Annotated in this window: 21 protein-coding genes and 1 pseudogene; 8 read left to right on the plus strand and 14 right to left on the minus strand. The window is 70.4% G+C overall.

The window, feature by feature from the left end; all coding sequences use genetic code 11:
- The first annotated feature begins 13 nt into the window (after positions 1 to 13).
- Genes NAMU_RS26910 through NAMU_RS26920 form a run of 6 tightly spaced genes read left to right on the plus strand, consistent with a single transcriptional unit; the run spans position 14 to position 7152 of the window.
- On the plus strand, positions 14 to 1171 hold the full coding sequence (locus NAMU_RS26910) for a M15 family metallopeptidase (RefSeq protein WP_052307754.1): 1158 nt from the start codon (positions 14 to 16) through the stop codon (positions 1169 to 1171).
- Positions 1168 to 1911 (plus strand): DUF6112 family protein, encoded by a 744-nt coding sequence (locus NAMU_RS26915; protein WP_015745779.1) that lies wholly within the window; start codon positions 1168 to 1170, stop codon positions 1909 to 1911. Before NAMU_RS26910 ends, NAMU_RS26915 begins: the two co-directional genes overlap by 4 nt.
- 34 nt (positions 1912 to 1945) lie before the next feature.
- Entirely contained in the window at positions 1946 to 3403 is a 1458-nt protein-coding gene (locus NAMU_RS02195; RefSeq protein WP_015745780.1) for a hypothetical protein, read from the plus strand.
- A complete protein-coding gene (locus NAMU_RS02200; protein ID WP_015745781.1) occupies positions 3400 to 4863 on the plus strand; it encodes an SCO6880 family protein in 1464 nt (487 codons plus the stop codon). Before NAMU_RS02195 ends, NAMU_RS02200 begins: the two co-directional genes overlap by 4 nt.
- A 2-nt stretch (positions 4864 to 4865) precedes the next feature.
- Positions 4866 to 6395: a hypothetical protein gene (locus NAMU_RS02205; protein WP_015745782.1), complete on the plus strand. Its 1530-nt coding sequence runs from the start codon at positions 4866 to 4868 to the stop codon at positions 6393 to 6395.
- Between the two features lie 7 nt (positions 6396 to 6402).
- Positions 6403 to 7152, plus strand: coding sequence for an LbetaH domain-containing protein (locus NAMU_RS26920; RefSeq protein ID WP_015745783.1), 750 nt, complete (start codon positions 6403 to 6405; stop codon positions 7150 to 7152).
- An 8-nt stretch (positions 7153 to 7160) separates the two neighbouring features.
- Here the strand turns inward: NAMU_RS26920 and NAMU_RS02215 are convergent, their stop codons facing one another.
- The 6 genes from NAMU_RS02215 to NAMU_RS02240 form a co-directional block, all read right to left on the minus strand.
- Complete coding sequence (locus NAMU_RS02215; protein ID WP_015745784.1) at positions 7161 to 7361, minus strand: hypothetical protein; 201 nt, start codon at positions 7359 to 7361, stop codon at positions 7161 to 7163.
- The gene (locus NAMU_RS02220) at positions 7345 to 7629 is read right to left on the minus strand and encodes a hypothetical protein (protein ID WP_015745785.1); all 285 of its coding nucleotides are present in this window, start codon (positions 7627 to 7629) and stop codon (positions 7345 to 7347) included. Before NAMU_RS02220 ends, NAMU_RS02215 begins: the two co-directional genes overlap by 17 nt.
- 109 nt (positions 7630 to 7738) lie before the next feature.
- Positions 7739 to 8335 carry a hypothetical protein gene (locus NAMU_RS02225; RefSeq protein WP_015745786.1) on the minus strand — a complete coding sequence of 199 codons (597 nt, stop codon included), beginning with the start codon at positions 8333 to 8335 and terminating at the stop codon, positions 7739 to 7741.
- Positions 8332 to 8802, minus strand: coding sequence for a hypothetical protein (locus tag NAMU_RS02230; RefSeq protein WP_015745787.1), 471 nt, complete (start codon positions 8800 to 8802; stop codon positions 8332 to 8334). Before NAMU_RS02230 ends, NAMU_RS02225 begins: the two co-directional genes overlap by 4 nt.
- Positions 8802 to 9038, minus strand: a complete 237-nt coding sequence (locus tag NAMU_RS02235; RefSeq protein ID WP_015745788.1) for a hypothetical protein — start codon at positions 9036 to 9038, stop codon at positions 8802 to 8804. Before NAMU_RS02235 ends, NAMU_RS02230 begins: the two co-directional genes overlap by 1 nt.
- An 88-nt stretch (positions 9039 to 9126) precedes the next feature.
- On the minus strand, positions 9127 to 9378 hold the full coding sequence (locus NAMU_RS02240) for a hypothetical protein (protein ID WP_015745789.1): 252 nt from the start codon (positions 9376 to 9378) through the stop codon (positions 9127 to 9129).
- Between the two features lie 402 nt (positions 9379 to 9780).
- Here NAMU_RS02240 and NAMU_RS02245 point away from each other — a divergent pair, with 402 nt between their 5' ends.
- On the plus strand, positions 9781 to 11646 hold the full coding sequence (locus NAMU_RS02245; RefSeq protein ID WP_015745790.1) for a type IV secretory system conjugative DNA transfer family protein: 1866 nt from the start codon (positions 9781 to 9783) through the stop codon (positions 11644 to 11646).
- A gap of 498 nt (positions 11647 to 12144) precedes the next feature.
- On the opposite strand, the gene NAMU_RS02250 is transcribed toward NAMU_RS02245, so the two are convergent.
- The 6 genes from NAMU_RS02250 to mobF form a co-directional block, all read right to left on the minus strand.
- Complete coding sequence (locus tag NAMU_RS02250; RefSeq protein ID WP_015745792.1) at positions 12145 to 12612, minus strand: VOC family protein; 468 nt, start codon at positions 12610 to 12612, stop codon at positions 12145 to 12147.
- A 161-nt stretch (positions 12613 to 12773) separates the two neighbouring features.
- Positions 12774 to 13721 carry a hypothetical protein gene (locus NAMU_RS26925; RefSeq protein ID WP_138179900.1) on the minus strand — a complete coding sequence of 316 codons (948 nt, stop codon included), beginning with the start codon at positions 13719 to 13721 and terminating at the stop codon, positions 12774 to 12776.
- A complete protein-coding gene (locus NAMU_RS26930) occupies positions 13718 to 14665 on the minus strand; it encodes a hypothetical protein (RefSeq protein ID WP_015745794.1) in 948 nt (315 codons plus the stop codon). The genes NAMU_RS26925 and NAMU_RS26930 overlap by 4 nt, the downstream gene beginning before the upstream one ends.
- Entirely contained in the window at positions 14662 to 15354 is a 693-nt protein-coding gene (locus NAMU_RS26935; RefSeq protein WP_015745795.1) for a single-stranded DNA-binding protein, read from the minus strand. The genes NAMU_RS26930 and NAMU_RS26935 overlap by 4 nt, the downstream gene beginning before the upstream one ends.
- A gap of 178 nt (positions 15355 to 15532) precedes the next feature.
- Entirely contained in the window at positions 15533 to 17983 is a 2451-nt protein-coding gene (locus tag NAMU_RS02265; protein WP_052307757.1) for an ATP-dependent DNA helicase, read from the minus strand.
- Positions 17984 to 17994: 11 nt separating this feature from the next.
- Positions 17995 to 19227, minus strand: a complete 1233-nt coding sequence (gene mobF, locus NAMU_RS26940; protein WP_169312463.1) for a MobF family relaxase — start codon at positions 19225 to 19227, stop codon at positions 17995 to 17997.
- Positions 19228 to 19806: 579 nt separating this feature from the next.
- Between mobF and NAMU_RS02270 the strand changes: the two genes are divergently transcribed.
- Positions 19807 to 20322 carry a hypothetical protein gene (locus NAMU_RS02270; protein WP_015745796.1) on the plus strand — a complete coding sequence of 172 codons (516 nt, stop codon included), beginning with the start codon at positions 19807 to 19809 and terminating at the stop codon, positions 20320 to 20322.
- A 579-nt stretch (positions 20323 to 20901) separates the two neighbouring features.
- Here NAMU_RS02270 and NAMU_RS02275 read toward each other — a convergent pair.
- Together NAMU_RS02275 and NAMU_RS02280 are read right to left on the minus strand one after the other, a co-directional pair.
- Positions 20902 to 21495, minus strand: a complete 594-nt coding sequence (locus NAMU_RS02275; protein ID WP_015745797.1) for a hypothetical protein — start codon at positions 21493 to 21495, stop codon at positions 20902 to 20904.
- Between the two features lie 437 nt (positions 21496 to 21932).
- Positions 21933 to 23314, minus strand: a pseudogene (locus NAMU_RS02280) (ISL3 family transposase).
- Position 23315: the final 1 nt, after the last annotated feature.

A 23315-nucleotide genomic window follows, 5' to 3' on the forward strand; every position in this document is an offset into this window, starting at 1 on the left:
GACGGTTCGCAGGGTGCAGTTGATCGCGCCGGCCACCGTCACCCTGCTGGTGGCGATGGCCGCCGTCGTGACCGTCGCAGCAGTTGCCCAACCGAACCCATCTGTGGCCGTGCCGGGTGGGTCGGGGTGTGTGCCGGTGACGGGCAGCACCGGCGGCGTCCTGGCCGCGGCGCAGGAACGCAACGCGAAGGTCGTCATCGGTGTCGCGTTGGCCCGTGGTTTGGGGTCGACGGGGGCGGCGATCGGGGTGTCTGTCGCGCTGGCGGAGTCGACGCTGTTCAACTACGCCAACGACGGCACCTCGACGCTGGTCGGGTCGGCGGAGGGCCGCCAGCTCACCGACGCTGAGCGGGCGGTGGCCCGGCAATCGTTGGCGTTTCCGCATGATCGGGTCGGGAACAACCTGGACTCGATCGGGCTGTTTCAGCAGCGGCCGATGACCGGCTGGGGTACTCCGGCGGAGTTGATCGACCCGGCCATCGCGGCCGGGAAGTTCTATGACCGGCTCGTCCAGGTCCCGGGGTGGCAGGGCATGCCGCCGTGGAACGCGGCCCAGACGGTGCAGGGGTCGCCGTCTTCGGACGGCGGCATCTACCGCGACATGTACACCCAGGCCACCGGAATCGTCGCCAACCTCACCACCGATACCGGCGGAACATCCGCGACCGTTGCACCGGTCGCGGCGGCGGTGGGTCCGGGATGTGGGTCTGCGGAAGTCGCCCATGTCGCGGTCACCGGCGGTGGTGGGTCGGCGGCGTGGGGCGGGTATCAGAACGGGCGGATCCCGGCGGCGGCGTTGTGCCCGGTGCCGTCCGCCCCCGGATTGTTGTTGGAGTGCCGGGCGGCGGCGGCGTTCGACGAGTTGAATGCGGCGTTCCGGGCGGTGTTCGGGCAGGACATCGGGATCACCGACGGCTACCGCTCCTACCAGGAGCAGGTCGCCTGCCGGGCGGAGAAGGGCAGCCTGTGCGCCGATCCGGGCACGAGCAACCACGGGTGGGCCAAGGCGGTGGACATCGGCGCCTGCTGCGGCGTCAACACCGGCAGCGGGGCGGCGTTCGACTGGCTCACCGCCAACGCGGGCGCGTTCGGCTGGGTCCATCCGCCGTGGGCGCAACCCGGCGGGTCGAAACCGGAACCGTGGCATTGGGAATACGGGGCGATCTCATGAACTGGCAACCACAATCGGGCACCGAGGCGATCACCGGCTGGATCAACCAGGGCGTGCTGTTCGCCCTGGTCCTGGCGGTCGCCGCGGTGGTCGTGTGTGCAGCGACGTGGGCGGTCGGGTCGCTGGCTGCGAACGGCGCGGTCGTGGCGAGGGCGCGGACCGGTGTGGCGGTGAGCCTGGCCGCGGCGCTGCTGCTCGGCGGCGGCGTCACCTGGGTGCACTGGACTGACACCCAAGCGGCCGCGTTCGCCGGCGACCCCAAGGACTACGGCATCGAGGATGCCCCGCAGACACCGGCGCAGTGGGAGGTCCTTGACCTGTCGGAGTGGTGGACCGGGAACATCAACACGATCCGGGCCAGGGATGGCCTGCCGCCGCTGGCGACGGATGGTGGGTTGGCGGAGCGGGCGCGGTCGTGCGCGAGCAGCCGCGCCGGGCAGGGCGGTGATTGCCCCCGCAACTACTTCTCCTGCCGCCAGGACACCGGGATGGTGTACGCGGCGTGGGACTACGGCCCGGGGGATCTGGACAAGCTGAACCAGGACCTGGCCGAGGCGTTCATCCGCAGCCCGAACCCGTGGGGCGGCGACGACACCCACCGCACGTTGGATCCATCGACGGACATGCGGTCGGCGTGGGTGGCGTTGCGGGACAACGCCAACAAGAAGGCCGTGGTCGTCGCCCTGCTGGAAAACAGGGCCGGGCTCGCGGAGTGGAACGAATGCGGCACCTTCCAATGACCCACCCGACACCAACCACGACGAGGAAACGGATATGACGACGATGCTGGCGGTGGATGGGGTGCAGGACTGGTTGTCCGACGCCTCGGACGACGTGCTCAAGCGGATCGCCGCCGGCGCGGTGAACGCGAATCAGTGGATGATGCTCAAGGCGATCGACCAGATCAACTCGGGCCTGCGGATCAATCTGGGCGCGGACTGGTTGCAGGACGTGCTGGGCATGATGCGGTACCTGGTGCTGCCGGTCGTCGGGCTGCTGTTCGTGTTCCAGGTGGTGACCGCGATGCTGGCCCGGTCCCCGTCCGGGTTGTGGCGGGCGGTGTGGGGCAGCGCCCTGGGATTGTTCCTGGGGTCGGCGTGTGCGGTGCTGACCGCCGGCCTGTTGCTGATCGTGGACCAGTTCAGCAACTACCTGCTCGGTGGGGCGCAGGCGGCGGCGCAGGACGGCATCAAGAAGGCGTTCGCGATGCAGGGCGCGATCGAGGGCTCCGGGTGGCTGGTGGTGACCCTGTTGGCCGGGTTCGGGATCCTGGCCTGGGCCACGATCATCATCATCCTGTTCCTGCGGAAAGCGATGATCATCGCGACCCTGGTGTTCGCGCCGTTCGCGATGGCCGGTCTGGCCTACGGGAAGACGAAGTCATGGGCGGTCAAATGGGTCGAGCTGGTCTTCGCATTGGCGCTGTCGAAATTCGTCGTCTGCGTCATCCTGACCCTGGCCTACAGTGCGGTCGCGTCGTCGGTCACCGGGGACATCTCCGATGCCCTGTTGGGGTCGGTGTGGGTGCTGCTGGCCGCGTTCAGCCCGTTGGCGGTGCTGCAGTTCGTGCACTTCGCCTCGGAGCAGATCACCGCGGCGAACACCACCGGCACCGCCGCCGCGCTGCGCAACGCCGGACGCGGCCTGGGCATGACCCGGCACGGCACCGCCGCCCTGGCCGGTGGCGCGGGTGCGGTCGGTGGCTGGCTCGCCGGCAAAGCCGCCAGCGGCGGGAAGGCCAACCAGCCGACCAGTCCCGCATCGGCCGTCGGCGGACGGCCGGCTGTAGCTGCCGGCGCTGGTGCGGGCAAGGCGAACGTGGGCGGAACCGTCTCCGGGACAGGCGGATCCGGATCCGGCACCGGCTCGCCGTTGGCCGGGGGTGATGTGTCGTCGCCGGCCGCTCCGAGTGATGTCGAGCCGGTGGGTTCGTCGCCGGCGGCGGCGACCGGGTCGCCGGTGGGGGAGTCGCCGGACGCGGTGCAGTGGCCCCGGCTGCAGGAGCACTTCAACCAGGTGGCGCAGCAGGGCGGGCACCACCCGTCGGTACACCCGGCCGGCGCGGCGCAGACCTTGGGGATCCCGCGGTCGCAGGCGGAGCGGATGTTCCTGGTCGCCGAAACCCAGGGCCTGCTTGGCCCGCAGCAGGTCGACGGATCCCGCCGGCTGCTGACCACCACCCCTGCGTCGACGCCGATCCTGACCCCGACCCCCGGAGGTTCCCGAGCATGACCATCACCGAAAAGCCCACGAGCACGCCGCGGACCGCCCGGTTGGCGCGGCGGTCCCGCCGCGGCCTGATCCTGAACCTGACCGCGCCGCAGGCGATCACCCTGTTCGCCGCCGTCGTCCTGGTGGCGGCCGCGGTGCCGACGTTCGGGATCGGCGCGGCGTTCTGGGTGGCGTTGTTGGTCGGCGGGCCACTGGCCGCGGTGGCCCTGGTGCGGTGGGACGGGTTCCCGCTGGTCGAGTGGTCGCCGATCCTGTGGCACTTCTGGCGGCGCAAGCGGACCCGGCAGAACGGGTTCCGCGCCACGGCCACCCCCCGCTCGGCGGGGCGGCTCGCCTTGCCCGGGCAGGAGGCCCGGCTGGTCACCCTGACCGCGTCGGATGGGTCGGTGACCGTGCATGACCCGTGGACCGGCGGGTACACCGCGGTGCTGCGGTTGCGGGCGCCGGCGTTCCTGCTGCTGGACCCGGAAACCCAGGACGCCCAGGTCAACGGGTGGGGGCGGGTGCTGGCCGGGATCTGCCAGTCCAACCTGATCAGCCGCATCCAGGTCCTGGAGCAGTGCGTACCGGACTCCGGCGACGGCCTGCGCGACTACCACGCCCAGCATGCTGACGGGCAGGACCTGTCCGTGTGGGCGGCGGAGAACTACCGGGACCTGATGGACATCGCCGGCCCCGCCTCGTCCCGCAGCGACGTCCTCCTCGCCCTCACACTCGACGCCAAGAGATGCCGCGGCCTGATCCGCAAGTCCGGCGGCGGGCACACGGGCGCCGTGAAGGTGCTGGCCGGGCAGCGGCGGGTCGTCGAGGCCGCGCTGGCCGCCTCCAGCCTGGCCGTCGAAGGCTGGCTCACTCCGGCGGAGTTGGCGTATGAGTTGCGGTGCGCGTACGACCCGGCGATCCGCCCGATGCTGGATTACACGCCGACGGTCGGCCGGGACCTGACCGCGGCGGGACCTTTGGCGGTGCAGGAGCATTGGGACTACCTGCGCACCGACACCGCGTACCACTGCGTGTTGTGGTTGATCGAATGGCCGCGGAGCCTGGTGTATCCGACGTTCCTGGCACCGCTGGTGCTGACGCCGGGGATCGACCGGCGGTTGAGTCTGATCTACGAACCGGTCCCGACCGGGAAGGCGATGAAGCAGGTCCAGCACGACAAGACCGAGCTGATCTCCAACGCGCACGACCGGCACCGCCTGGGCCAGGTGGAGAACCTCGCCGACACCGACGAACTGTCCGACACCCTGCAGCGGGAGGCCGAGATCAACGCCGGCCACGGCGACATCGGCTACGCCGGCCTCCTCGTGGTCAGCGCACCCACCCTGGATCAGCTCACCCTCGCGGTGGGGGCGGTGCGGCAGGCCGCGATCCAGGCCGGCTGCGAGGCCCGAGTCCTGGCCGGGCAACAACTGCAGGCCTTCGCCGCCGCTGCCCTCCCATTGACTCGAGGATTCTGACCATGCGCGAAAACAACACCGCCACCGCGCATTCCGGCGGCTACCTGCCCGACGAAGCGAAGCGCAAGGACCGGCGCACCGCCAGACGGGACTGGCGCGCCGCCGCGGACCAGCTTGTCCGGGAGCAGCAGGACCTGGCCGCCGCCGCGAAGGCCGCGGAGGTGTCGATGCGGAGGGCGGAGTACCGGTCCCGGACCCCGAAGGCCGGGGAGAAGCGATCCTGGGCCGGCCGCACCGCCCACGGCCTGAAGTTGCGGAAGCATCGGGCGACGACGGCGAACCTGTCGCACGTGTACCCGTTCCTGGCCGACGGCGGCCTCGGCTCCACCGGTGTGTATGTGGGTCGGGACTCGTATTCGGGGGCGTCGTTCTGCTACTGCGGGTTCGACCTGTACAACCGGCGACCCCGCCTGGTGTCCAACACGAACATCATGATGGTCGGAAACATCGGCTGGGGAAAGACCAACACGGCAATGGCCCTGGCCGTGCGGAACCTGCCGTTCGGCCGACGCATCGTCGTCCCCGGCGACCCCAAGGACGACTGGCTCCGCCTGGCCATCGCCCTGGGCGGCCAGGGCATCCGACTGGGCCGCGGCCTCCCCGCCCGGCTCAATCCCCTGGACGGCGGTGTCAAGCCGGCGGGGAAGGACCCGGCGATGTGGGAGCGCGAGGTGTGGTCCCGCCGGCAGAAGCTCCTCGTCGCCCTGGTCGCCACCGCCGCACCCGCGATCGCACCCCTGGAACCGCTCGCCGTCGCCGCCCTCGACCTCGCGCTGGCCGCCGCCGTCCAGCATTCGGGCACCCCGACCCTGCCGGACGTCGCCCACCACCTCGCCGCGCCCGACCCGGACCGGGCGAAGCTGGCGGGGTATGACGCGGAGTTGCTGCGGCACCGCGGGCAACCGGTCTATGCGGTGTTGTCGTCGCTGATCAACGGTCATCTCGGTGGCCTGTTCGAAGGGCCGTCGACGGTGCGGTTCGACCCGTTGGCGCCGATGATCGCGCTCGGCTCCGCCGCGTTGGGGGATGACGATCTGCTGCAGTCGCTGGTGATGCTGTGCTGCTCGGCGTGGGTCGGGTCGACGATGTCGGATCCGGCGTTCGGGCAACGCCTGTTCGTGTACGACGAGGCGTGGCGGATCATCAGCGGCGAGGCCCAGCTGGACCGGATGAACGCCGACCTGCGGCTGTCCCGGCACTACGGCATCGCGAACATCCTGGCCATGCACGCCCTGTCCGACCCGGACAAGGTCGGCCACGCCGACTCCGCCGCCGTCAAGAAGGCCCAAGGGCTCCTGTCGTTGTGCGACACCAGGGTGGTATTCCGGCAGGCCCCCGGCGAACTCGACCGCGCCACCGCCGATCTCGCGCTGACCCAGGCCGAACGGGAAGTCGTCGCCGGTGCCGGCGTCGGCGAAGCCCTCTGGAAACTCCCCACCAAGTCGTTCCGGGTGCAGACCATCCTGTCCGACCGCGAAAAGCAGATGTTCAATACCGATCAGCGCATGACCAACATCTCGAAAGCCCTGTGAGGGAAACATGTTCAAGACAATCGCGCTGCTCACCCACCGTACTCCGGACCGGGCCGGGACGTCCATCGATGACCGGACTTCTATTGCCGCGACGGCCCGGGTGGCCGCCGGCGCCCTCGTTCAGGGTGAGGCCGTGGTTGGGGGCAGCGCGGTCGCCCTCGGCACGGTCACTGTCACCGACCGGGCGCAGCTGGTCGAGCACGGCATGCTCGGCGGCACAGCCCGTCTGCAGGGCCGCGGGGTGCTGTCCGGGTGGGCCGCCGCCATCGAACAGGCTGTCATCGACGGGGATGCGTGGGTGTTCGGGCGGGCCGTCGTCTCCGGCCGGGCGAGCGTCGCCGGCCACGCCCAGGTCTTCGGCGACGCCACCGTCACAGCGGGTGCGGTCGTCGATGGCCACGCCTGGATCCATGGCCACGCCACGATCACCGGGCAGGCCTGGGTTTCGGGGCGGGCGCAGGTCGGCGGTCACGCCCTGGTCTGCGGGACCGCCAGCATCAGCGGGGCGTTGCGGATCGGCGGGCATACTGTGATCGGCGACGGCGCCGACATCACCCGACCCGCGGACGTCGAGACGCACCGGCTCAGCTGGGGCGAATACGTGACGCTGTACCGGTGCGACGACGGCACCGTCGGCCTCGGTCGCAGCGAGAACAACCATGGCCCGGTGACTCTTGGGCGGACGCACCTGCCGGACGGCCGGCTCACCGCCCTGATCGAGGAACTCACCGAACTCTGGGCGCTGGCCCGGGCATGACCGAAGGGTCAGTACATGCCGGACATCATCCGGGCAGCCACCCGCGCCAGCCACAGGCCCAGGACCAAGCCCAGGATGAGCGATCCGATGACCACCAGGAAGTACAGGACGACCGCCGCGGCGGCGGTGCCCAGCACGATCAGGACGCCGTTCCCGACGTAGCGGGCGATCGTCCACCCGCGGGTGGTGGTGTCAGATGCGTGCGGCATCGGTGGCCTCCTCGGTCAGGACCTGCCGGACGGTCTGCAAGTGCCGGTCCACGTCCCGCACGGTGTTGGCCCCGTCGTAGACGGTGATCTGCCCCGCCGTGACTCGGCCGCTGGGGCAACGGATCTCCCACCGCACCTTGCGTCCCGGTTCGACCCACTGGTCCAGGCCGTCGCGCAGGACCTCAATGGTGGACTGGACGTCTTCCCGGAGGGATGTCTCGGCGTCGGTGCCCAGCACCGTGATGGTGATCGTGTACATGGGGTTCACTGTCGGCTCCTTCGAGCGGTGTGCGGTGAAGGGCGGGAAAGTTGTGGATGGATCTGGGGCGATGTGGACAACTCACGCCGGGTGCCAGGAACTCGAACGGGGCTGGAGGTCACAGGGTGGGTCGGGGTCCGCGGATCTCGGCCCAGGCGGGTCGCTGTTCGTGGTCCTTGGTGGGCCGGGGTTTCGCCGCCTGGTAGCGGTTGACGGGCAGGACCAACGGAGCGAGCGCGGACACTTCCCGCCACTTGCGTTCGGTGGTGGCCCAGGCCGCCTGGTCGTGGATCCGCCAGGTCAGGCCGCCGATGCGGATGATGGCCAGATTCTGGGTGGCGTCGAAGACGTGGTCGACGGTGTCGGTGCCGTGGGCGCGGACCATCATGACCGGTCCGTGATCCGATGGCCCAGTGGTGACGGTCTTGGGCAGCCGGGAGGCGTTGTACCAGGCGTCGATCCAGGCTACGGCGTACTGGCGGGCGGCGAGTTGGTCGTGCAGGTAGATCAGCAGGTTGTCGGTGGAGACGGCGATGTGACCGCCCCAGTCCTTGCGGTTGCCGGATCCGTGGGTGTCCACGCGGAGGTCCTGTTCGCCGGCGATGTCGACGGTGGCCATGATCTGCTGCCCGGCGCTGGGCGGCTTCTCGGCCCGCGTCTGGGTGGCCCGGCGGACCGCCGCGGCGATCGGGTCTCGTCCGTGGTGGACGCTCATCGGCCGATCCCGCCTGGATGGCAGGCAGTCTCGGCTGGTTCGGTCTGGTCCCGCCGGTAGATCGCGCCGGGCCGGGCGAACGCGACCGTGCCGTCGGCCCGCACGGTCAGCTCCTGCTGCTCGTGCGTGCCGGAGGCGTGCGCGACCCCGGCCAGCACCAGATGCAGATGAGTGCGGTCCAGACCGGCCAGCGCGCCGCCCAGGTTGACCTCGGTGTCGTTGCCGGACAGGGAGGCGGCGATCTGCAGGAACCGTTGCTCACCACCGGACAGCGCACCCATCAGGGCCGGGATGGCGTCGAAGTCGATCCAGTGCCCGGACCCGGTGGGGTGCACCCACGGGCATCCCGGGTCGGCGAACCGGCCGTCGAAGCCGCGGATGAGCAGCTCGGTGGCGGCCTCCAGGCCGTAGATCCCCTTGGCCCAGGCGCGCAGCTGGGCGTGATGCCGTTCGACGTCGCCGGTCATCACATGCTCCGCCCGACCGGCAGCGACGTGGTGGCGTCGGGGATCTCGATGAGCAGGGGCATGGTCGGCGGGTAGTAGCTGGTCGCGCCGGGGATCTCGGCGAACTGCACCGCCACGACAGGATGCGCACCCTGCAGCCGGTGCAGGGTGACGTGCCGACGGGGACCCGTGTCGGGGATGACGACGTCCCCCAACTGCAGCTGCATGGCCGTGATGGTGCGGACGAGGTAACCCATGACGCTTCCTCCTGCTCGACGGTTGTCGCTGTGTGGTGCGGGGAATCGGCGGGAGCTGTTGCCCCCGGCCGCCGTTGCGGCGCGCGTTTCAGGGGCCGGCCTCGGCGCGGACGTCGGCGTAGAAATCGACGTGGCCGCACGGGTTGGTCCAGCCGTCAAACGCCAGCCGGCGGGAGCCGTCGTACGAAATCGCCGGCCGCAATTGCCCGCGGGGTCCGCCGCAAGTCGGACACACCCACCGCAGCGTGACGGTGATCAGGTACTGCCCGGCGTGGTCGGTGCTGCCCGGGATCCGGACGGTGCGGTACTCGGTCGGGTCGTGGTGCTGGCTGGTGGCCATGTCTCGTCCCGTCTCGTGGAGTGTTTGTGGCAAGGCTTTTCGGGGCCAGCCGTTCTTCCGGCGGGCCGATCACGGCTGTGATCGGGGGTCGAGGCAAGGGGCCGAAGGCGCGGCGACGGGCGCGACTGGTCCGGCCGGTGTGGATGCGCGGAGGAGCGAAGCGGGGGAGCGGATTCACCCGGGCGGATCAGTGGTGAACGACGCCGCCGAAGCCCTTGACCCGGCCCCGTACGATCGACCGCCAGGTCGGCCCGCCGGAAGGGCGGGGAGCCCCACTGGGCGACCCCAACTGTCAGGCCGCTCCCGCGGCCTGTCCATCAGGCAGTCCGGTCCCCTGCGCCACCACTGGCCGATGGACATCGCAGGTCGGTTGCTCGCCGACGCTCGACGTCACTACCAGGTGTGCTGACCTCGAAGACCAAGACCCCGCACCGCTCCGCCGACATCGACCGGCTGCTCGTCGGAGTCGTCCTGCTGGTCGGCGTCGGTGGCCTGCTGCTCTGGGTGGGTGGGCAGGCCGCGAGCCTGCTCACCGGCAACGGCTTCGCCGCCGGCCCGGTGACCGCCGGCGCCCGGGCGCTGCTCGCGGACCGCGACAACCCTTCTGCGGCCTGGGACTCGCCGATGCCGGACCCGGCGGCCTACTGGTGGATCACCGCCACCGTCACCGGTCTGCTCCTCGCCCTCGGCGCCCTCGGCGCCGTCGGGTTCGCCAAGGTTCGCGGACGGGTGCGGTTGCGGGGCCGGCTCTCGGAGATGGCCACCCGCCCGGGCATGGCGACCTCCCGCGACATCAAGGCTACGGTCGGTCCGAAGCGGTTGCGGCGCAGCGCCCCCGAACTCCGACCCACCCTGGCCGGCCGCATCGGCCCGCGGGAATTGGGGTGGTGCTGGGGCACCGCCCGCGGCGTCGGGGTGTGGACCAGCGTCCGCGACTCCGTCGTCCTCCTCGGCCCATCCGGCGCCGGCAAGGGCGTGTATGTGGTGAACAACCGCATCCTGGACGCGCCCGGCGCGGTCGTCGCCACCTCGACCCGCCCCGATGTCCTGTCCGTCACCATCACCCACCGCCGAAACGCCGGTCCGGTGGCGGTGATCGCGACCGACGGATCGATGGATGGCCTGCCGGAGATCGTGCGCTGGTCCCCGATCCAGGAGTGCCGCGACGGCCGGGTCGCCGCCGCCCGCGCCCAGGTCCTGGCCGCCGGCTCCTCAAGCGGGGTGGAGGACGCCTCGTTCTGGCAGGGCTGGACCGAGAAGGTCATCAAGACCCTGCTGCATGCCGCCGCCTGGTCGGGCACCGGCATCGACGACCTGTGGCGGTGGTCCCAGTCCGCGGTCGCGGCGCGCTCCGCCCTGGCGGTGTTGCAGGACCTGGACGGCCGCGACACCGGCACCGGGCAGCGGGTCGAGCCGGGGTGGGCGGACACCCTGGCGCAGGTCGTTGAGGGCGACGACAAGTTCCGCGGCAACTTGTGGGCCGGCGTCGGCAAGGCTCTGGCCGGGCTCGACCTGTATTCGGTGCGGCGTCGGTTCGACCCCCGACCCGGCGAGAACTTCGACCCCACCGCGTTCCTCGCCGACCGGGGCACCCTGTATCTGCTGGCCGAGGCCGACGACCCCGCGTCCCGGCTGCTGCAGTGCCTGGTCGCCGACATCACCCGCACCGCCAAGGACCTGGCCGACCATTCACCGAAGTCTCGGTTGGATCCGCCGCTGACCCTGGTGTTGGACGAGATCGCCAACTGGGCGCCGCTGCCGGCGTTGCCGACCTACGTGTCGGCGTACGGCGGGTCCGGGGTGGTGACGATCGCGGTGATCCAGTCGCGGGCGCAGATGGCCCGCTCGTGGGGCAGCGATGCGGCGAAGGCGATCTGGGATTCGGCGACCATCACCGGCATCCTCGGCGGCGTCACCGACGCGGAGAACCTGCGCGACTTCGCCGCCATCGCCGGCGACCGGGACGAAACGTCCTGGCAGGCGTCCACCGGCAAAGACGGTGGCCTGCTCGGCCTCGGCTCCGGCCGGTCCTACTCCGAGCAGACCCGCACCCGGGCGGTGCTGACCACCGGGGAGATCCGCGGACTGCCCGAGGGCACGATGCTGATGTTCTACAAGGGCCTGGACCCGATGCTCGTCCGGATGACCGCCTACTACCGCCGCAAGGAACGCAAGACGCTGCTGGCCGGCAGGGCCGCGATCGAAGCCAGGATCAGCGAAACCGCCGCCGCCGGGCCGGTGGTCGCGGAACCGGCCGAGGAGACCTGACATGCGCCCGCCCCGTCCCGGGTCGGCGTGGAGGCCCAGCCGGTGGGCCCGCCGCGGCTGGTACGCCGACTACATGAACAGCCCGGCCTGGGTCGCCCGCAAACGCCAATGGTTCCGGGAACACTGGGAACAGACTCACCAGCCCGCCGCTTGTGTCATCTGCGGCAGACGGCCGGTCGATCTGCACCACATGGACTATGGCCGCCTTGGCAACGAAAAGAACAGTGACATCATCTGTTTGTGTAGAGCACATCATGATCGCATGCACGCGGCTTGGGATGCGACGCCTCACCTGCGGCGGCTCGGTCGGCGCGCCGCCACAGTCATCCTGGTTCAGGCGATGCGACGAGGTCCGGACCGATGACGAAGCCGGCGCCTGAACCATGTGTGTTCCCCCTCGGGTAGCACGGGCGGCGAGGTCGGACGGCGATCCGCCGACCTGGGGACCGACCCCAGGTATGTCAAGGCGCACTTGGACGGATTGCCCGTTGCCGGTGGTCAGTAGTCAAGTCGTGGTTCGCTGTAGAGGGTCGGTCCAGAATCTCCCACGTCCACGCCGACAAAGCCTTTCGGCGCTGTCGGATGGTCGAACGCAAACCGCAAGACCGTGTCGTCAGGGTCGTACAGATCCAACGTGCTGACAAAGGGTGGTAAGTCCTGAATGTCGGCGTGGCGGACATCCAGTCGGTCGCAGCGTGATGCAAGCTCGACCAGGGTGTCTCGCGAGGTCGCCCGGAACGATACGACATCGAAGCCGGCCAAGCGCGGCTGATCCGCGCAGTATCGCCTGTCGCGGAGGGCGATCGTCACGCCACCGGTCGCGTCGACCAGTTGCACGCCTCGCACCTGGCCGTGCTCGGCGAATTCGAACTGTCGGCGCAGGCCCAGCACGTCTCGGTACCAGGCGGCGCTCCGCACGAGATCGGTCACCGGGAGTTTGACGAATCGGAATCTGAAGTCGGACATTCGTATGAGGTTGCCAGGGCCGACGCACCCATTCAACGCCCCCTGATGAGATCTTCCGCGATCGGACGTGACATGCGCGGCCCCTTGTCCGTCCGCGCGCCTGCGGGTGAAGCGTCAGGTGTTGCAGAATGCAACACCTGAACTGGAACCGGTGGACGCGGCTACGGCAGCAGGTCGTCGATGTCGGAGCGGCGACGCCGGGCGACGCGTTGATCGACCGCGGCGGTGCGGGCGTTTGCCGCTGCCGCGGCCCGGTCCGCCGCAATCACGGCGGGCAGAAGCTTCTCGAGGGCGTCGAGCCACCGCTGAGCGAGTTCGTCGGATCCGGCAGGTGCCTGGTCGGTTGGAGTCGCCGTGGCGAACAGGTGGGCCAGGTCATCGCGGGCCTCGGCGACAAGGCCTTCGCGGGCGGAGTGCTGATGCGCGTCGAGCACGGTCCGGACGGCGTCCAGGGCGGACTGGGCGGCGCGCTCGACGGCGTCGTCGGCGAGCTGGCGCAGGCGTTCGGCGACCCGGGCGCGGTCGTCGTCGCCGGCGTTGGCGGGATCGTCAGCGACCGCGGCGAGGACGGCCGGCGCCAGCTCGTGGCGCAGCTCGGCGGCCTGCAGGATCGCGACGGCCTGATCGACGGCGGCCTGCCGGGCGACCGCGTGGACGCGTTGCCGGGTCTGGGTGTCGAGGTGGTTCTGCCACAGTTGCTCGGCGGACGCCGACATCGCGGGTGGGGGTTCTGGTTCGGCCTGGTGGCGGGTGGCGGTGCAGCCGGTGATGGCGGTGGCCTCGCGGAGCCGGCTGATGGCGGCCTCCCGGCGTTGGTCCCAGTCGAGGCCGATCATGCCGACGCCGGCGTCGGGGTGTCGGGTGAGCAGCCACCCGGTCCACAGGTGGCCGATATCTTCGCGGAGGCCGGGGTGGGTGAACCAGCAGGGCGGGAGGACGGTGGCCGGGATCCGGTAGGTGGCGCGGAGCCAGCTGATCCAGTCGGTCAGTTCGGTCAGCTGGTGGGCGTAGGTGCTGGGGTCGAGGTCGTCCCAGCACACCACCATCGGGACGGGTGGTGTGCCGGGCTGACCCCCGAACATGCTCGGGTCGAGCGCAGGTTGGCTCACCGGCTGGTCCCGCGGGCCGGCTGCGGGCGCTGGTAGGCGGCTTCGGCGACGCCGCCGAGGCCGGTCTGGGCGGCGTGCAGCCGCCGACCTTCTTGTTCCTGGCCCTGTTCGCGGGCTTCGGCGACGGCGTCGACCAAGCCGATGAGGTGCCGGCGAACCTGCTGGCCGAGATCGTCGTACTCGGCGGAGCGGGCGGGGTCGGGTTCCCCGTCGCCGGCCGCGATCATGCCGAGCGTGCCGGTGTCGGCGCCCTGCTTGGTGAAGCGGGTGCCTGGGGTGTCGGCAAGGAAGACGTAGCTGAACGGGCCGATCTGCCCGGGCGGCCGCAGGACGGTGACGGTTCGGCCGGCGAACGAGGCGTCCAGGGCGATGATGTCGTCCCAGTCGTCGCCGGGCCGCACGGTCTCCGGCCGCAGGGCCGGTTCGAGGCCGGCCGGGTCGGGTTGGTCGTCCGGGGTGATCGTGTCCCACACGGCCGACTCGTCCAGGACCTGTTTGACGTGGCCGGCGAGTTCGACGTGTTCGCCGGTGAATCCGCGTCGTTGGCCCTGACCCCTGATCAGGGACAGTGCCGCCTCCGCGGCCGCCAGGTCGGTCTCGACGGCATCGGCGCGGGTGACGTCGGCGTCGTCACCGACCGGGACGGATTCCACCGGTCCCGGCTCGGCGCGGTCGGGGACCTGGTCGCCGGCGCTCTGGGCGTGGGCGCGTTGCTCGGCCTCCCGGGCCAGGACCACGGATGGTTCGACGGTGGGCGTCCACCACCGGTACGCGTCGTAGGCGGCCTCGTCCGGGGTGGCCCTTCGGGTCTGCCGTTGCAGGTATCGGTCGAACGCCAGCCGGGCCTCGTCGGCGCGGAGCCGAAAGTCCTCGCGGAGCGACTGCAGGACGTGGGCGGTGAAGTGCTCGTTGTGGTCGACGTCGTCGACGGGTGCGGCGTTCACAGGGACCTCCCGTTCGCCGGCGCCGGATCCAGAACAGGGGAGGGCGCGACCCCGGCCGTCGGAACCGCCATCGCCGGCGCGGCAGCTGGGGCGGGGTCGTTGACGACGGGGATGTCGCGGCCGTTCTCCCGGACGACGGAGACGACGTCGCTGACCCGGGCGGTGCGGGTGTGCACGTCCATGTCGGTGGGCAGGTTCCAGCTCGTGGTCGCCGCGGTCCAGCGGAAGCCGTGGTCCTTCAGGGTGCGGTGCAACGCGGTGGCGGTCCGCCCCACACCGACAACCATCGTCGCCTCGCTGGTGTGGTGGATCGTCGGCGTCGTGTCCGCGGCGACATCCCGTCCGCTGCCGACCGCGGGCGACTCGTCGTTGATGGTGAGGGTGACGGTGCGGGCGTAGACCTTGACGATGGCGCCGGTGGAGCCGTCGCGGCGGTCGAACAGTTCCAGTTCCGGGCGTCCTTCGACGGTGACCCGGTCGCCCTTGTGCAGGGTGTCGCCGGCGTCCTCGGCGGCCCGACCGAACAGGCTGACGTTGAAGAACTCGGGGTCGGTGGAGGTCCATACGCCGTTGCGCTTGACCCGGTCGTGGCTGGCGACCCGCAGGCGGGCCCAGCTGGTGCCGGCGTTGCTGACCCCGAAATCGGGATCGGCGGTGAGGTTGCCCTCGATGGTGATCCGTGCGGACATGACATTCTCCCAACTCTGCCGGGATGGGCGGGTGCGGGGCCGGCGCCGTTGGCCATTCGGCGTCCCGGCCCGCCGGCGTGCATTGACACGCCACCGATGAATGCCGCCCGACCGGATGAGCTATCCCGGCCTACCGCCCGGCCGGGCCGTGTTCTCTGCCGGGCATACTGGCTTGCTTTTACAGCGTCCGGCCCGGCGTCCTGGGGGATTGTTCGAACTCGGCCGGCGCTTGCCGTCGGGAATCAATGGCCAGCCGGCGAAGCATTTCGGTCAAACGTCGGTGGTCCGCATGGTGCGACGGATTCGCTGATTGGCCGGGCTGACGGCCCAATGGTTCGGGACCGAAAATGCCCCAGCGTTCCCGATACGCCGCGAGAATGCGAACCACGGCATATCGCCGATCGTCGGGAATTGACTCCGGAATGGCTCGGGTCCATTGTTCGCCGGAATTGATCGCGTCGCCGGCGAGTTGGTCGGCGCGTTGTTCGATCAATTCGTACCGTTTGCGGATGCCATCGACCAGTTCCGGATCCGACAATCCGGCGGTGGCATCGACAACAATGCCCGCCACTAATACCGGACCGCGGCCACCGGGGCGGGTGCGCAGCTGGGTGCGAATGGCGGTGGTGAGGGTCTGCGCGGTGAGCGTGTCCGGCCGGCGGGCACCGACGATGACCGGCAATTGCCGGTGCAGGTCCATCCCGGTGGAATGGGCGTGGCGGATTGCCAGGACCAGGTCGGGGAAATGGTCGTCGTCGAGGATGCGGCGGACTGCGGGGGTGTCACCCAGGACCGTCAGGAGCAGTTCGGCGGCGGCCTGGTCGTGGGCGTAACCGGCGATGGCGTCGGCCTCGTCGGCGAGCTGCCCGATGGACACGGCCCGCTCCTGCACGGCCTGGATCGTCTCGTGCGCGGACGTCGCGGCGCCCGTGTGCGCGGTGATGGCGTCGGCGACCTGCGCGGTGGTGTAGGCGTCCTGGTCGGCGGGGCCGCCGACGGGATGGCCCAGCCGGTCCCGCAGCGTGGTGGCCGGGTCCAGGACCAGGTAGGCGTGGTTGGCCAGGCGGCCGCGGGTCATCGCGACGTAGAACGGTTCGCGCTGGGTCAGCGCGTCGGCCAGCACGTGGGCGGTGTCGACGGTCAGGCCCTGGGCCCGGTGCGCGGTGGTCGCGTAGCCCAGGTCGACGTGCTCACGGACGTAGCCGGCGGTCAGAGTGACGGGTACCGGGCCGGGATGGTCGCTGCCGAGGAGGCGGACGGTCAGCGACCCGTCCAGGTGGGCGCGGTGTACCTGCCACCGTTGACCGTTGCGAACGAACCCTTCACCCAGCCGGCCGCCGTCACCCGTGGGGGTGGTGGGAGTGGTGCCGTCGGGTTGGGTGCGGTCGATCCGGCGGGTGACGATGACGTCGCCGCGCCCGGCGGACAGGCCGTTGCGGACCGGGACGGTCGCGCTGTCGACGAGGCCGGCGCTGATCAGGTCGGATTGGGCGCGACGGTTCAGCTCGGCGACGGTGTCGTTATCGGCCGCGATGAGGACGCTGCTGCGGCCGGCCCGGACGTCGGCGGACCAGGCGGAGTAGGCGGCGTCGGTCATCTGGTCCTGCTCGCCGGAGTGGATCCGGTCGTGGTCGGCGTAGTCGGCCAGGGCGGTGGGGTCGCCGACGCGGAGCCGGTCGGCCGCGTCTTCTTCCCAGACGCGGCGGGTGCCATCCGGGTCCACGAACCGGCGGACCTGGGTCAGCGTCGGCGGGTCCGGATGCCGGCAGGTGAGCAGGCCGAACGCGCCGCCGGTCTCGACCGCGGACAGTTGGCTGGGGTCGCCGACGAGCAGCAGTTTCGCGTCGGCGTCGGCGGCCTGCTGCGCGAGTCGGGCCAGGGTGAAGGTTCCGGTCATGCCGGCCTCATCGACGATGAGCAGCTGCCCGGGGTGCAGCCGCCACCGGTCGTACTCGGCCCGCACCCGGTCCAGGGCGGCCCGCAGACCGTGGATCCGTGCCGGGTTCTCGGCCCGGGTGATCGCCTCGGTGAGCAGGCGGATCCGGTGTTCCCGCCGGGTCTGCTGGTCCTGCTGGGCGATCCACTGGGCGGTGTTGTCGGTGAGAACGGCCAGGTCGGCGGCCAAGACCTGGGCGGCCATCGCGGACGGGGCCAGCCCCACGACGCTGCGCGGGCCGTGCTGCGCCTCCCAAATGGCGCGGACGCCGGCCATGGTGGTCGTCTTGCCGGTGCCGGCCGACCCGACCAGCACATCCACCACCCGGCCCGAGGTCACGATCTGCAGCGCGGCTGGTCGCTGATCCTCCGCGGCCAGCGGGTGGTCCCGGCCGGGGAGGTCCTGGTCGGCGACCCGGGCGGCGCGGTCGGGGTGGACGGCCGGCCCGGACCGGTCCTGGGCGAGCCTCAGCAGCCGGTCCTCCGCGGCCAGCACCGCAGTCGAGGTGAACACCTCGGGCGGGGTGAACGGGCCGGTGCCGTCGGCTTCACGCAGGACCGACGGGGTTGGGGCGAGTTCGGGTGGGGTCAGCGCGACGGACAGCCGCTGCGCGGCGGCCACCACCCGATCCCGCACCTGGATCGCGTCGCCGGGGGTGGCGAACTGCAGGCCTCGGCCGGCGAGGTGCCGCATCGTCTCCGCGGTCAGGTTCCACCGGGTCCACGTCGGCCGGGACGCTGCGACGGCGTCGACGACGCACAGCGCGACCGCCTCGGTCTCGACGTCGTCCAGGTCGGCCGGGCCAAGCAGCGGGCCCGCCTGACCGGTGGCCGTGGCGGCGGCGGCCCAATCGGTGGGGTCCGGTCAAGGACGTGCTCGGCGGTGGCCCGCCACTGCTGCACCGACTCGGCCAGGTTCGGGGCCTGCTTGCGGTCCCGGGTGGCCAGGGTCAGGTGTTGCCGGATCCGGTTGATCGCGTTGACGTCGGGTCGGCGGCCGGTGCGCAGCACGACCCGGCCGATCGCGGTGTCGACCGCGGCCTCGATGTCCGCGGACCGCTGCGAGTAGGCGGCGATCAACGCGTCCGGCACCGGGGACAGCTCCCGGCCGATCCGGCGGTTGCTGCCCGCCTGCCGTTCCCGGCGGTCCCAGGTCAGCCCGGTGCGGCGGGTGATTTCGTCGGCCAGCAGCAGGTCGTAGGTCTCGGAGTAGGCGACGGTCGCCTGGTGCAGGGTGGCCGAGTCCAGGGTCCGCCACCGGCCGTCCGGGCCCTGGACCCGGTTGGCGACCGTGACGTGGGTGTGCAGCTGCGGGTCGCCCTTGCGGGAGTCCCAGTGATCGAACGCGGCCGCGACCAGACCGGTGGTGCGGACCCGGCGGACGCCGTTGTGGCCGAGGCGGGTGAACACTGCCTCGCCCTCGATCAACTCCAGGGTGGCGGCGAGCGCGGCCCGGTGGGCCAGGTACAGCTGCTCCTGCACCGGGGCGGGTGCGAGCGCCCACAACGCGGACACCGACTTCGGCACGCTGAACGTCAGGTCGAACCCGGCGACCGCGGTCCGGGTCTTGGTCTCCTTCTCCTCCGCGGCGATCTTCTCGACCAGCGCCGTCCGCGCCTCCGCGGTGAGGGTGTCGGGGAGCTTGCCGACGCGGAGGTCGATCCGCTCCTGCCGGGTCGGGTACCTCACGGGTGGCCGGCCCAGCCGCTCACCGGTGAACGGGTTGCGGGCGCCCTCGAACAACTCGCGGAGCTGCGCCTCGCTGACCTCGGAACCCGCCCGGTCGGCCACGCCGAGCGCGGCTATCCCGGACCCCAACCAGGTGCCCGGTGGGTAGCCCTGGGCCGTGTAGTACCGCGTCAACGGCGACGCGGTAGGGTCATCTCCGCGGCCGTCGCCGGCGGCGACGTGATCGATCAAGTAATCGACCGACGCCATCCGCGACAGGCTCATCACCACGCCCGTCCATGCGGTCCGGGCCCGCGAGCTAACGATCTTGGCTCAAGCCGTCAGGCCTGGGATGCCAGAGGTGTGTCTGTGATCTTGATCTTGTTGGGCTCGCTGTGACCGGGCGGCCCTCGTCGTCGGGCGGCCTGGAGCCGCGTGGTGGAGATGGCCGTCGGACGCCGTGCGGGCCTGAGTCAGTGTCTGGCCGTGGTCGATCTGGTGGCTCGGGTTCGCTGGCTCGGCGTGTTGCGTGCGACGGGTTGGATTGTGGTCGCTCATCTGGCCGTGACGAATGCGGGTGCCGACTGGGTTCGCGGATCCGGGGGTCCGACCAGCGCTAGGACGGCATGGTGGGTCGGCCGGTGATTTCAGCAATTTGTCGTCGACTCCCGCGCACCAAGCCGGTGGACGGGGCGGTCGCACTCCCCGGTCACCATCCCGTTGCGCGCAGAATTGGGTCGTGCGGGCTCCCGAATTCCGATCCGAGTTGCAGGGGGCGGTGTACCGCGGCGCCGGTCCCGCGGTCGTCGCCCTGATCGGCGGTGGGCTTCTGCCGGGGATGCTCTCCAGTTGATCGGTGACGGTCTGGTCGTTGCCCTTGCCCTGCAGACCCAGGGTGCGGCCGATCTGGCCGGTGGCTGCGCGCAGGCATTGAGGCAGCGTGGCTGGGACGGCGACGAGGAGCTGGCTGATCAGCTTGGTGCCCTGCTCGGAACCGGCCCGACGCCGCTGCTGCGGCCGTTGCCGGTGGATCTGGAGGAGCTGGCCGGAGTGCTCGAGGGCGACCCGACGTTCGGTGGCGGCCGGGTGGATCGGCTGACGGGTCAGGTGTGGCCGCAGGCGGCGATCGACTACGCCCGGGAGACCGGCGAAGAGGACGAGGACGGGTCCGACGACGCTGAACGGTGGCTGTGGGTGCATTGCGAGGGTTCCCGCGCCGGGTATCACGACATGGTGCAGTTCATCGGCACGATCGACGACACCGGCCGCGCCGATCGGTTGGGCATCGCGATCGAAGGTCGTGGGGCGTTCCGCCGGTTCAAGGACGTGCTGGCCCGTTGGCCGGGCGAACTCGACAGGTGGTAAGGGTACGCCGACGACCGGCAGCGTGGACGGGCCCGGGCGTGGCTCGCGGAGGCGGGCTACCGCCCAGCACGGCCTACCGATCCACCAGCTGGATGACATTCGAAAGCCGGGGGGGCGACACCCAAGCGCGGTCCTCGAGTTTCTCGAATACCGGCGAACCCGCCCGCCCGGACCGCACGGTGCTCGCAGAAGGTCCCGAATCGTCCAATCATCACGGCAGTAGCGGGGTGGTTGCCCCGCCGATGCGTGGCGCAAGAAGAGTCGTCGCAATCTCGCAATCTGGTGGCCCGGCCGCGGTGCGACAAGAAGAGTCGTCGCAATCTCGCAATCTGGTGGCCCGGCCGCGGTGCGACGCCGACCGGTCCGTCCCGCATTCACGTGGTCGCTGTCGAATCAATTGACAACAGCAACCCGACCATTGAACACCAAGCGCTTTCGTCCCGAACATTGGTCTGGACTCCAGGCGATCATCGGAGGATGCTGTTTCGAAAACGATCTGCTCGCCTGGGATCAGTTCGTCACGGCTGCATTGAGCGTGAAGGTGCTCTCTGTTCATTCAGATCATACCGCGGCGGCTCGTTAATAGCGTGCTCCTTTATCGGCAAACTGCCAGTCGCGAAACTCCTGTTCGTCCAGTCGCAATGCGTGAAGAACAGACCGGGCACTCTGAGGAACGACGGTCCAAGGCGGCTCGCTCAGCCGGGCCGCGCGCGCGGTTTCATTGTCGTTCACGATGCCGAGGGCGTTACGCATGCCGGTAAGCCGGTAGGTGCGGTACCAGACGTTGTGGTTGGGCCTGAGCTCGATCCAGAGCAGCACATTTTGGTGCCGGGCGAGTGCGGCAACTCGGTTCTCCCTACCACGCGCCACCACGCAGATCGAGGGGAAGGCCTCGAGCCGTACGAGGGCATCCGCGGCGGCTCGGCTGGGGTTGGAGAATCGACCGCTGAGGTCAAACCGTGTGGGTCCGGCATTGAGCACGTCGATATCAGGAAACGTACGCTCGAGCATAAGGATTGCGTCCCTGACGGGGTCGGGGACAATCAAGCGTGCGGCGTGATCCCAGACTTCGTCGCCGGTGACGGACAGTCGCGGGTCGGTGTTGAGCGCCTCGGTGTTGTCCGTGACGAGCGTGGGATCGGCCGCGCGCAGGAACTCTCGCAACGCGGCCACGGTTCTGGCGTACGTCCTGCCATCTGCCCCTCTGCCGTCGGGAGGTGCGGCGTCTGCGAGTCGAAACAGGCACACTTGCGCCAAGGATGCGAGTTGGGGGACCAGTTTGAGCGGGGCGGCGTCACCTGGCAACGCGACCGCGGCCCGAGCCAATAGGTCGAACCAGCCCTTGGGACCCGTAGCTCCTTCCCACAGGTCGAGCTTGGTGGACAACAGCAGCAGTCCGACACGTGCGGACCTGTCTATAGCGGGCGCCTCGTCGATGTCGCTGACGAGACATGCGAGCCAGGTCCGGTATCGGGTCTTCTCGTGAGCTTCTCGCTTTCGCCTCGCGGCAGACCAGTCGTTGGGGGCGTCCTCTATTTCGGCGATCTCTTCAGCCGAGTGTTCGTCGTCGAAGTCCTCGTCGTCCGCCTCGCTAATCCGGCTCTTCAGAGTTAGCAGGGCTTCGCGTGGCTGGTTGACGCCCGGGATTTCCGGGTGCAGGCGTAGCGTACCCGGCGCTTCTGGTTGTCCTGGTTGCGGAAGCCGAAGGCGATCCGGCCGATGTGTTTGACGATCCGGTTGTAGCCCTCGGTGCGGCCGTTGCTGATCCCGGTGTGCAGCCCGGCGATGATCGAGTTCTGCCAGGCGTGCACCGTCCACGCCAGCCGCCGCAGCTGCGCGACCCCGGAGTCGGCGCAATGCAGATAGAACGCGGTCAGCGCGTTGAAGATCCGTCCGCGGTCCGGGTTCGTGCCAGCCAGCTTGAGCAGCTTGCGGAGCAGTTCCTTGCCCTGCCAGCACTTCTCAAGGCCGCCGGACGGGTCCGCCCGACGCATCGCATCCTGCACCTTGGCCAGCTCGTCGTCGGTCAGGGACTCCGCGGCCCGCAGCAGCCGGTTCCGTTGCGCCCACTCCGGGTCGCTCTTGCGGCCCCGCCGGCCACGCAGCGCCCAGGCCAACTCCCGCCGGTAGTCGGTGACCGCCTTGTTGGCCAGGGCGGACAGATGGAACCGGTCCACGACCACGACAGCATCGGGCAGGGCCAGCCGGGCGGCCCGGGCGTAGGTCGCGCTGGTGTCCATCGAGATGTGGGTGATGTTGGCGAGCCAGTCCGGGTCCTGCGCCTGCAGCCACTCGATGAGGACCTTGCTGGTGCGGCCGTTGACCTGCGCGAACAGCCCGCCGTTGCCGCTCAGATCGACCAGGCCGGTGTCGAAGCGGTCCACCCAGGTCTTCGCCCCGGTGGTGGGGTCGGTCTCGTAGTGGGCCTTGCCGCGGCGGGTCTCGTCGACGCCCAGCACGGTCACCGGCGGCGGCTGCTCGGGCAACACCTGCGCGGCGTGCGCGACGAACGCGTCGTGCGCAACGCGCCAGTCCATGCCGAATTCGGCCGCCACACCGGACACCGGCCGGGTGTGGTCGCCGATCGCCTCGGCCGCCAGTCGGCGGGCCCGGGTGGTGATCCGGGCCCGGGCGGGGATCTGCTCGGGCAGGCACTCGGTGAACACCTTCCGCTCGCAGCCGTCGACCTGGCAGCGCCATTTGCGTTTGCGCCACAACAGGATCGGCCGATCCTCGCCCAGCCGGACGTCCCGCGGGCGGGTCGTCACCCACGCCTTCGGCGACCTCGACTGCTCACCGCACTCCGGGCACCAGCCGGCCAGCTGCGGGTCGGTCGAGCAGTGCACGACCCGTCGGCCGACGTCGTCGCGGACGACCTGGTCGACGACCAGCCCGTCGATGTCCAACAGCAGCGAACTACTCTGGTCCATGCTCGTGGTCCTTCGGCAGGTTGCGTAGAGAACAACCAGTTTCGAAGGCCACGAGCCCTCATC

This window comes from Nakamurella multipartita DSM 44233, from assembly GCF_000024365.1.
In the GTDB taxonomy this organism is placed as follows: domain Bacteria; phylum Actinomycetota; class Actinomycetes; order Mycobacteriales; family Nakamurellaceae; genus Nakamurella; species Nakamurella multipartita.

Excerpts from the sequence above, each read along its gene's own strand:
- NAMU_RS26915 (WP_015745779.1), top strand. The coding sequence starts at position 1,168 with ATGAACTGGCAACCACAATCGGGCACCGAGGCGATCACCGGCTGGATC.
- NAMU_RS02195 (WP_015745780.1), top strand. The coding sequence starts at position 1,946 with ATGACGACGATGCTGGCGGTGGATGGGGTGCAGGACTGGTTGTCCGAC.
- NAMU_RS02200 (WP_015745781.1), top strand. The coding sequence starts at position 3,400 with ATGACCATCACCGAAAAGCCCACGAGCACGCCGCGGACCGCCCGGTTG.
- NAMU_RS02205 (WP_015745782.1), top strand. The coding sequence starts at position 4,866 with ATGCGCGAAAACAACACCGCCACCGCGCATTCCGGCGGCTACCTGCCC.
- NAMU_RS26920 (WP_015745783.1), top strand. The coding sequence starts at position 6,403 with ATGTTCAAGACAATCGCGCTGCTCACCCACCGTACTCCGGACCGGGCC.
- NAMU_RS02215 (WP_015745784.1), bottom strand. The coding sequence starts at position 7,361 with ATGCCGCACGCATCTGACACCACCACCCGCGGGTGGACGATCGCCCGC.
- NAMU_RS02225 (WP_015745786.1), bottom strand. The coding sequence starts at position 8,335 with ATGAGCGTCCACCACGGACGAGACCCGATCGCCGCGGCGGTCCGCCGG.
- NAMU_RS02230 (WP_015745787.1), bottom strand. The coding sequence starts at position 8,802 with ATGACCGGCGACGTCGAACGGCATCACGCCCAGCTGCGCGCCTGGGCC.
- NAMU_RS02235 (WP_015745788.1), bottom strand. The coding sequence starts at position 9,038 with ATGGGTTACCTCGTCCGCACCATCACGGCCATGCAGCTGCAGTTGGGG.
- NAMU_RS02240 (WP_015745789.1), bottom strand. The coding sequence starts at position 9,378 with ATGGCCACCAGCCAGCACCACGACCCGACCGAGTACCGCACCGTCCGG.
- NAMU_RS02250 (WP_015745792.1), bottom strand. The coding sequence starts at position 12,612 with ATGTCCGACTTCAGATTCCGATTCGTCAAACTCCCGGTGACCGATCTC.
- NAMU_RS26935 (WP_015745795.1), bottom strand. The coding sequence starts at position 15,354 with ATGTCCGCACGGATCACCATCGAGGGCAACCTCACCGCCGATCCCGAT.
- NAMU_RS02265 (WP_052307757.1), bottom strand. The coding sequence starts at position 17,983 with ATGCGGCACCTCGCCGGCCGAGGCCTGCAGTTCGCCACCCCCGGCGAC.
- mobF (WP_169312463.1), bottom strand. The coding sequence starts at position 19,227 with ATGGCGTCGGTCGATTACTTGATCGATCACGTCGCCGCCGGCGACGGC.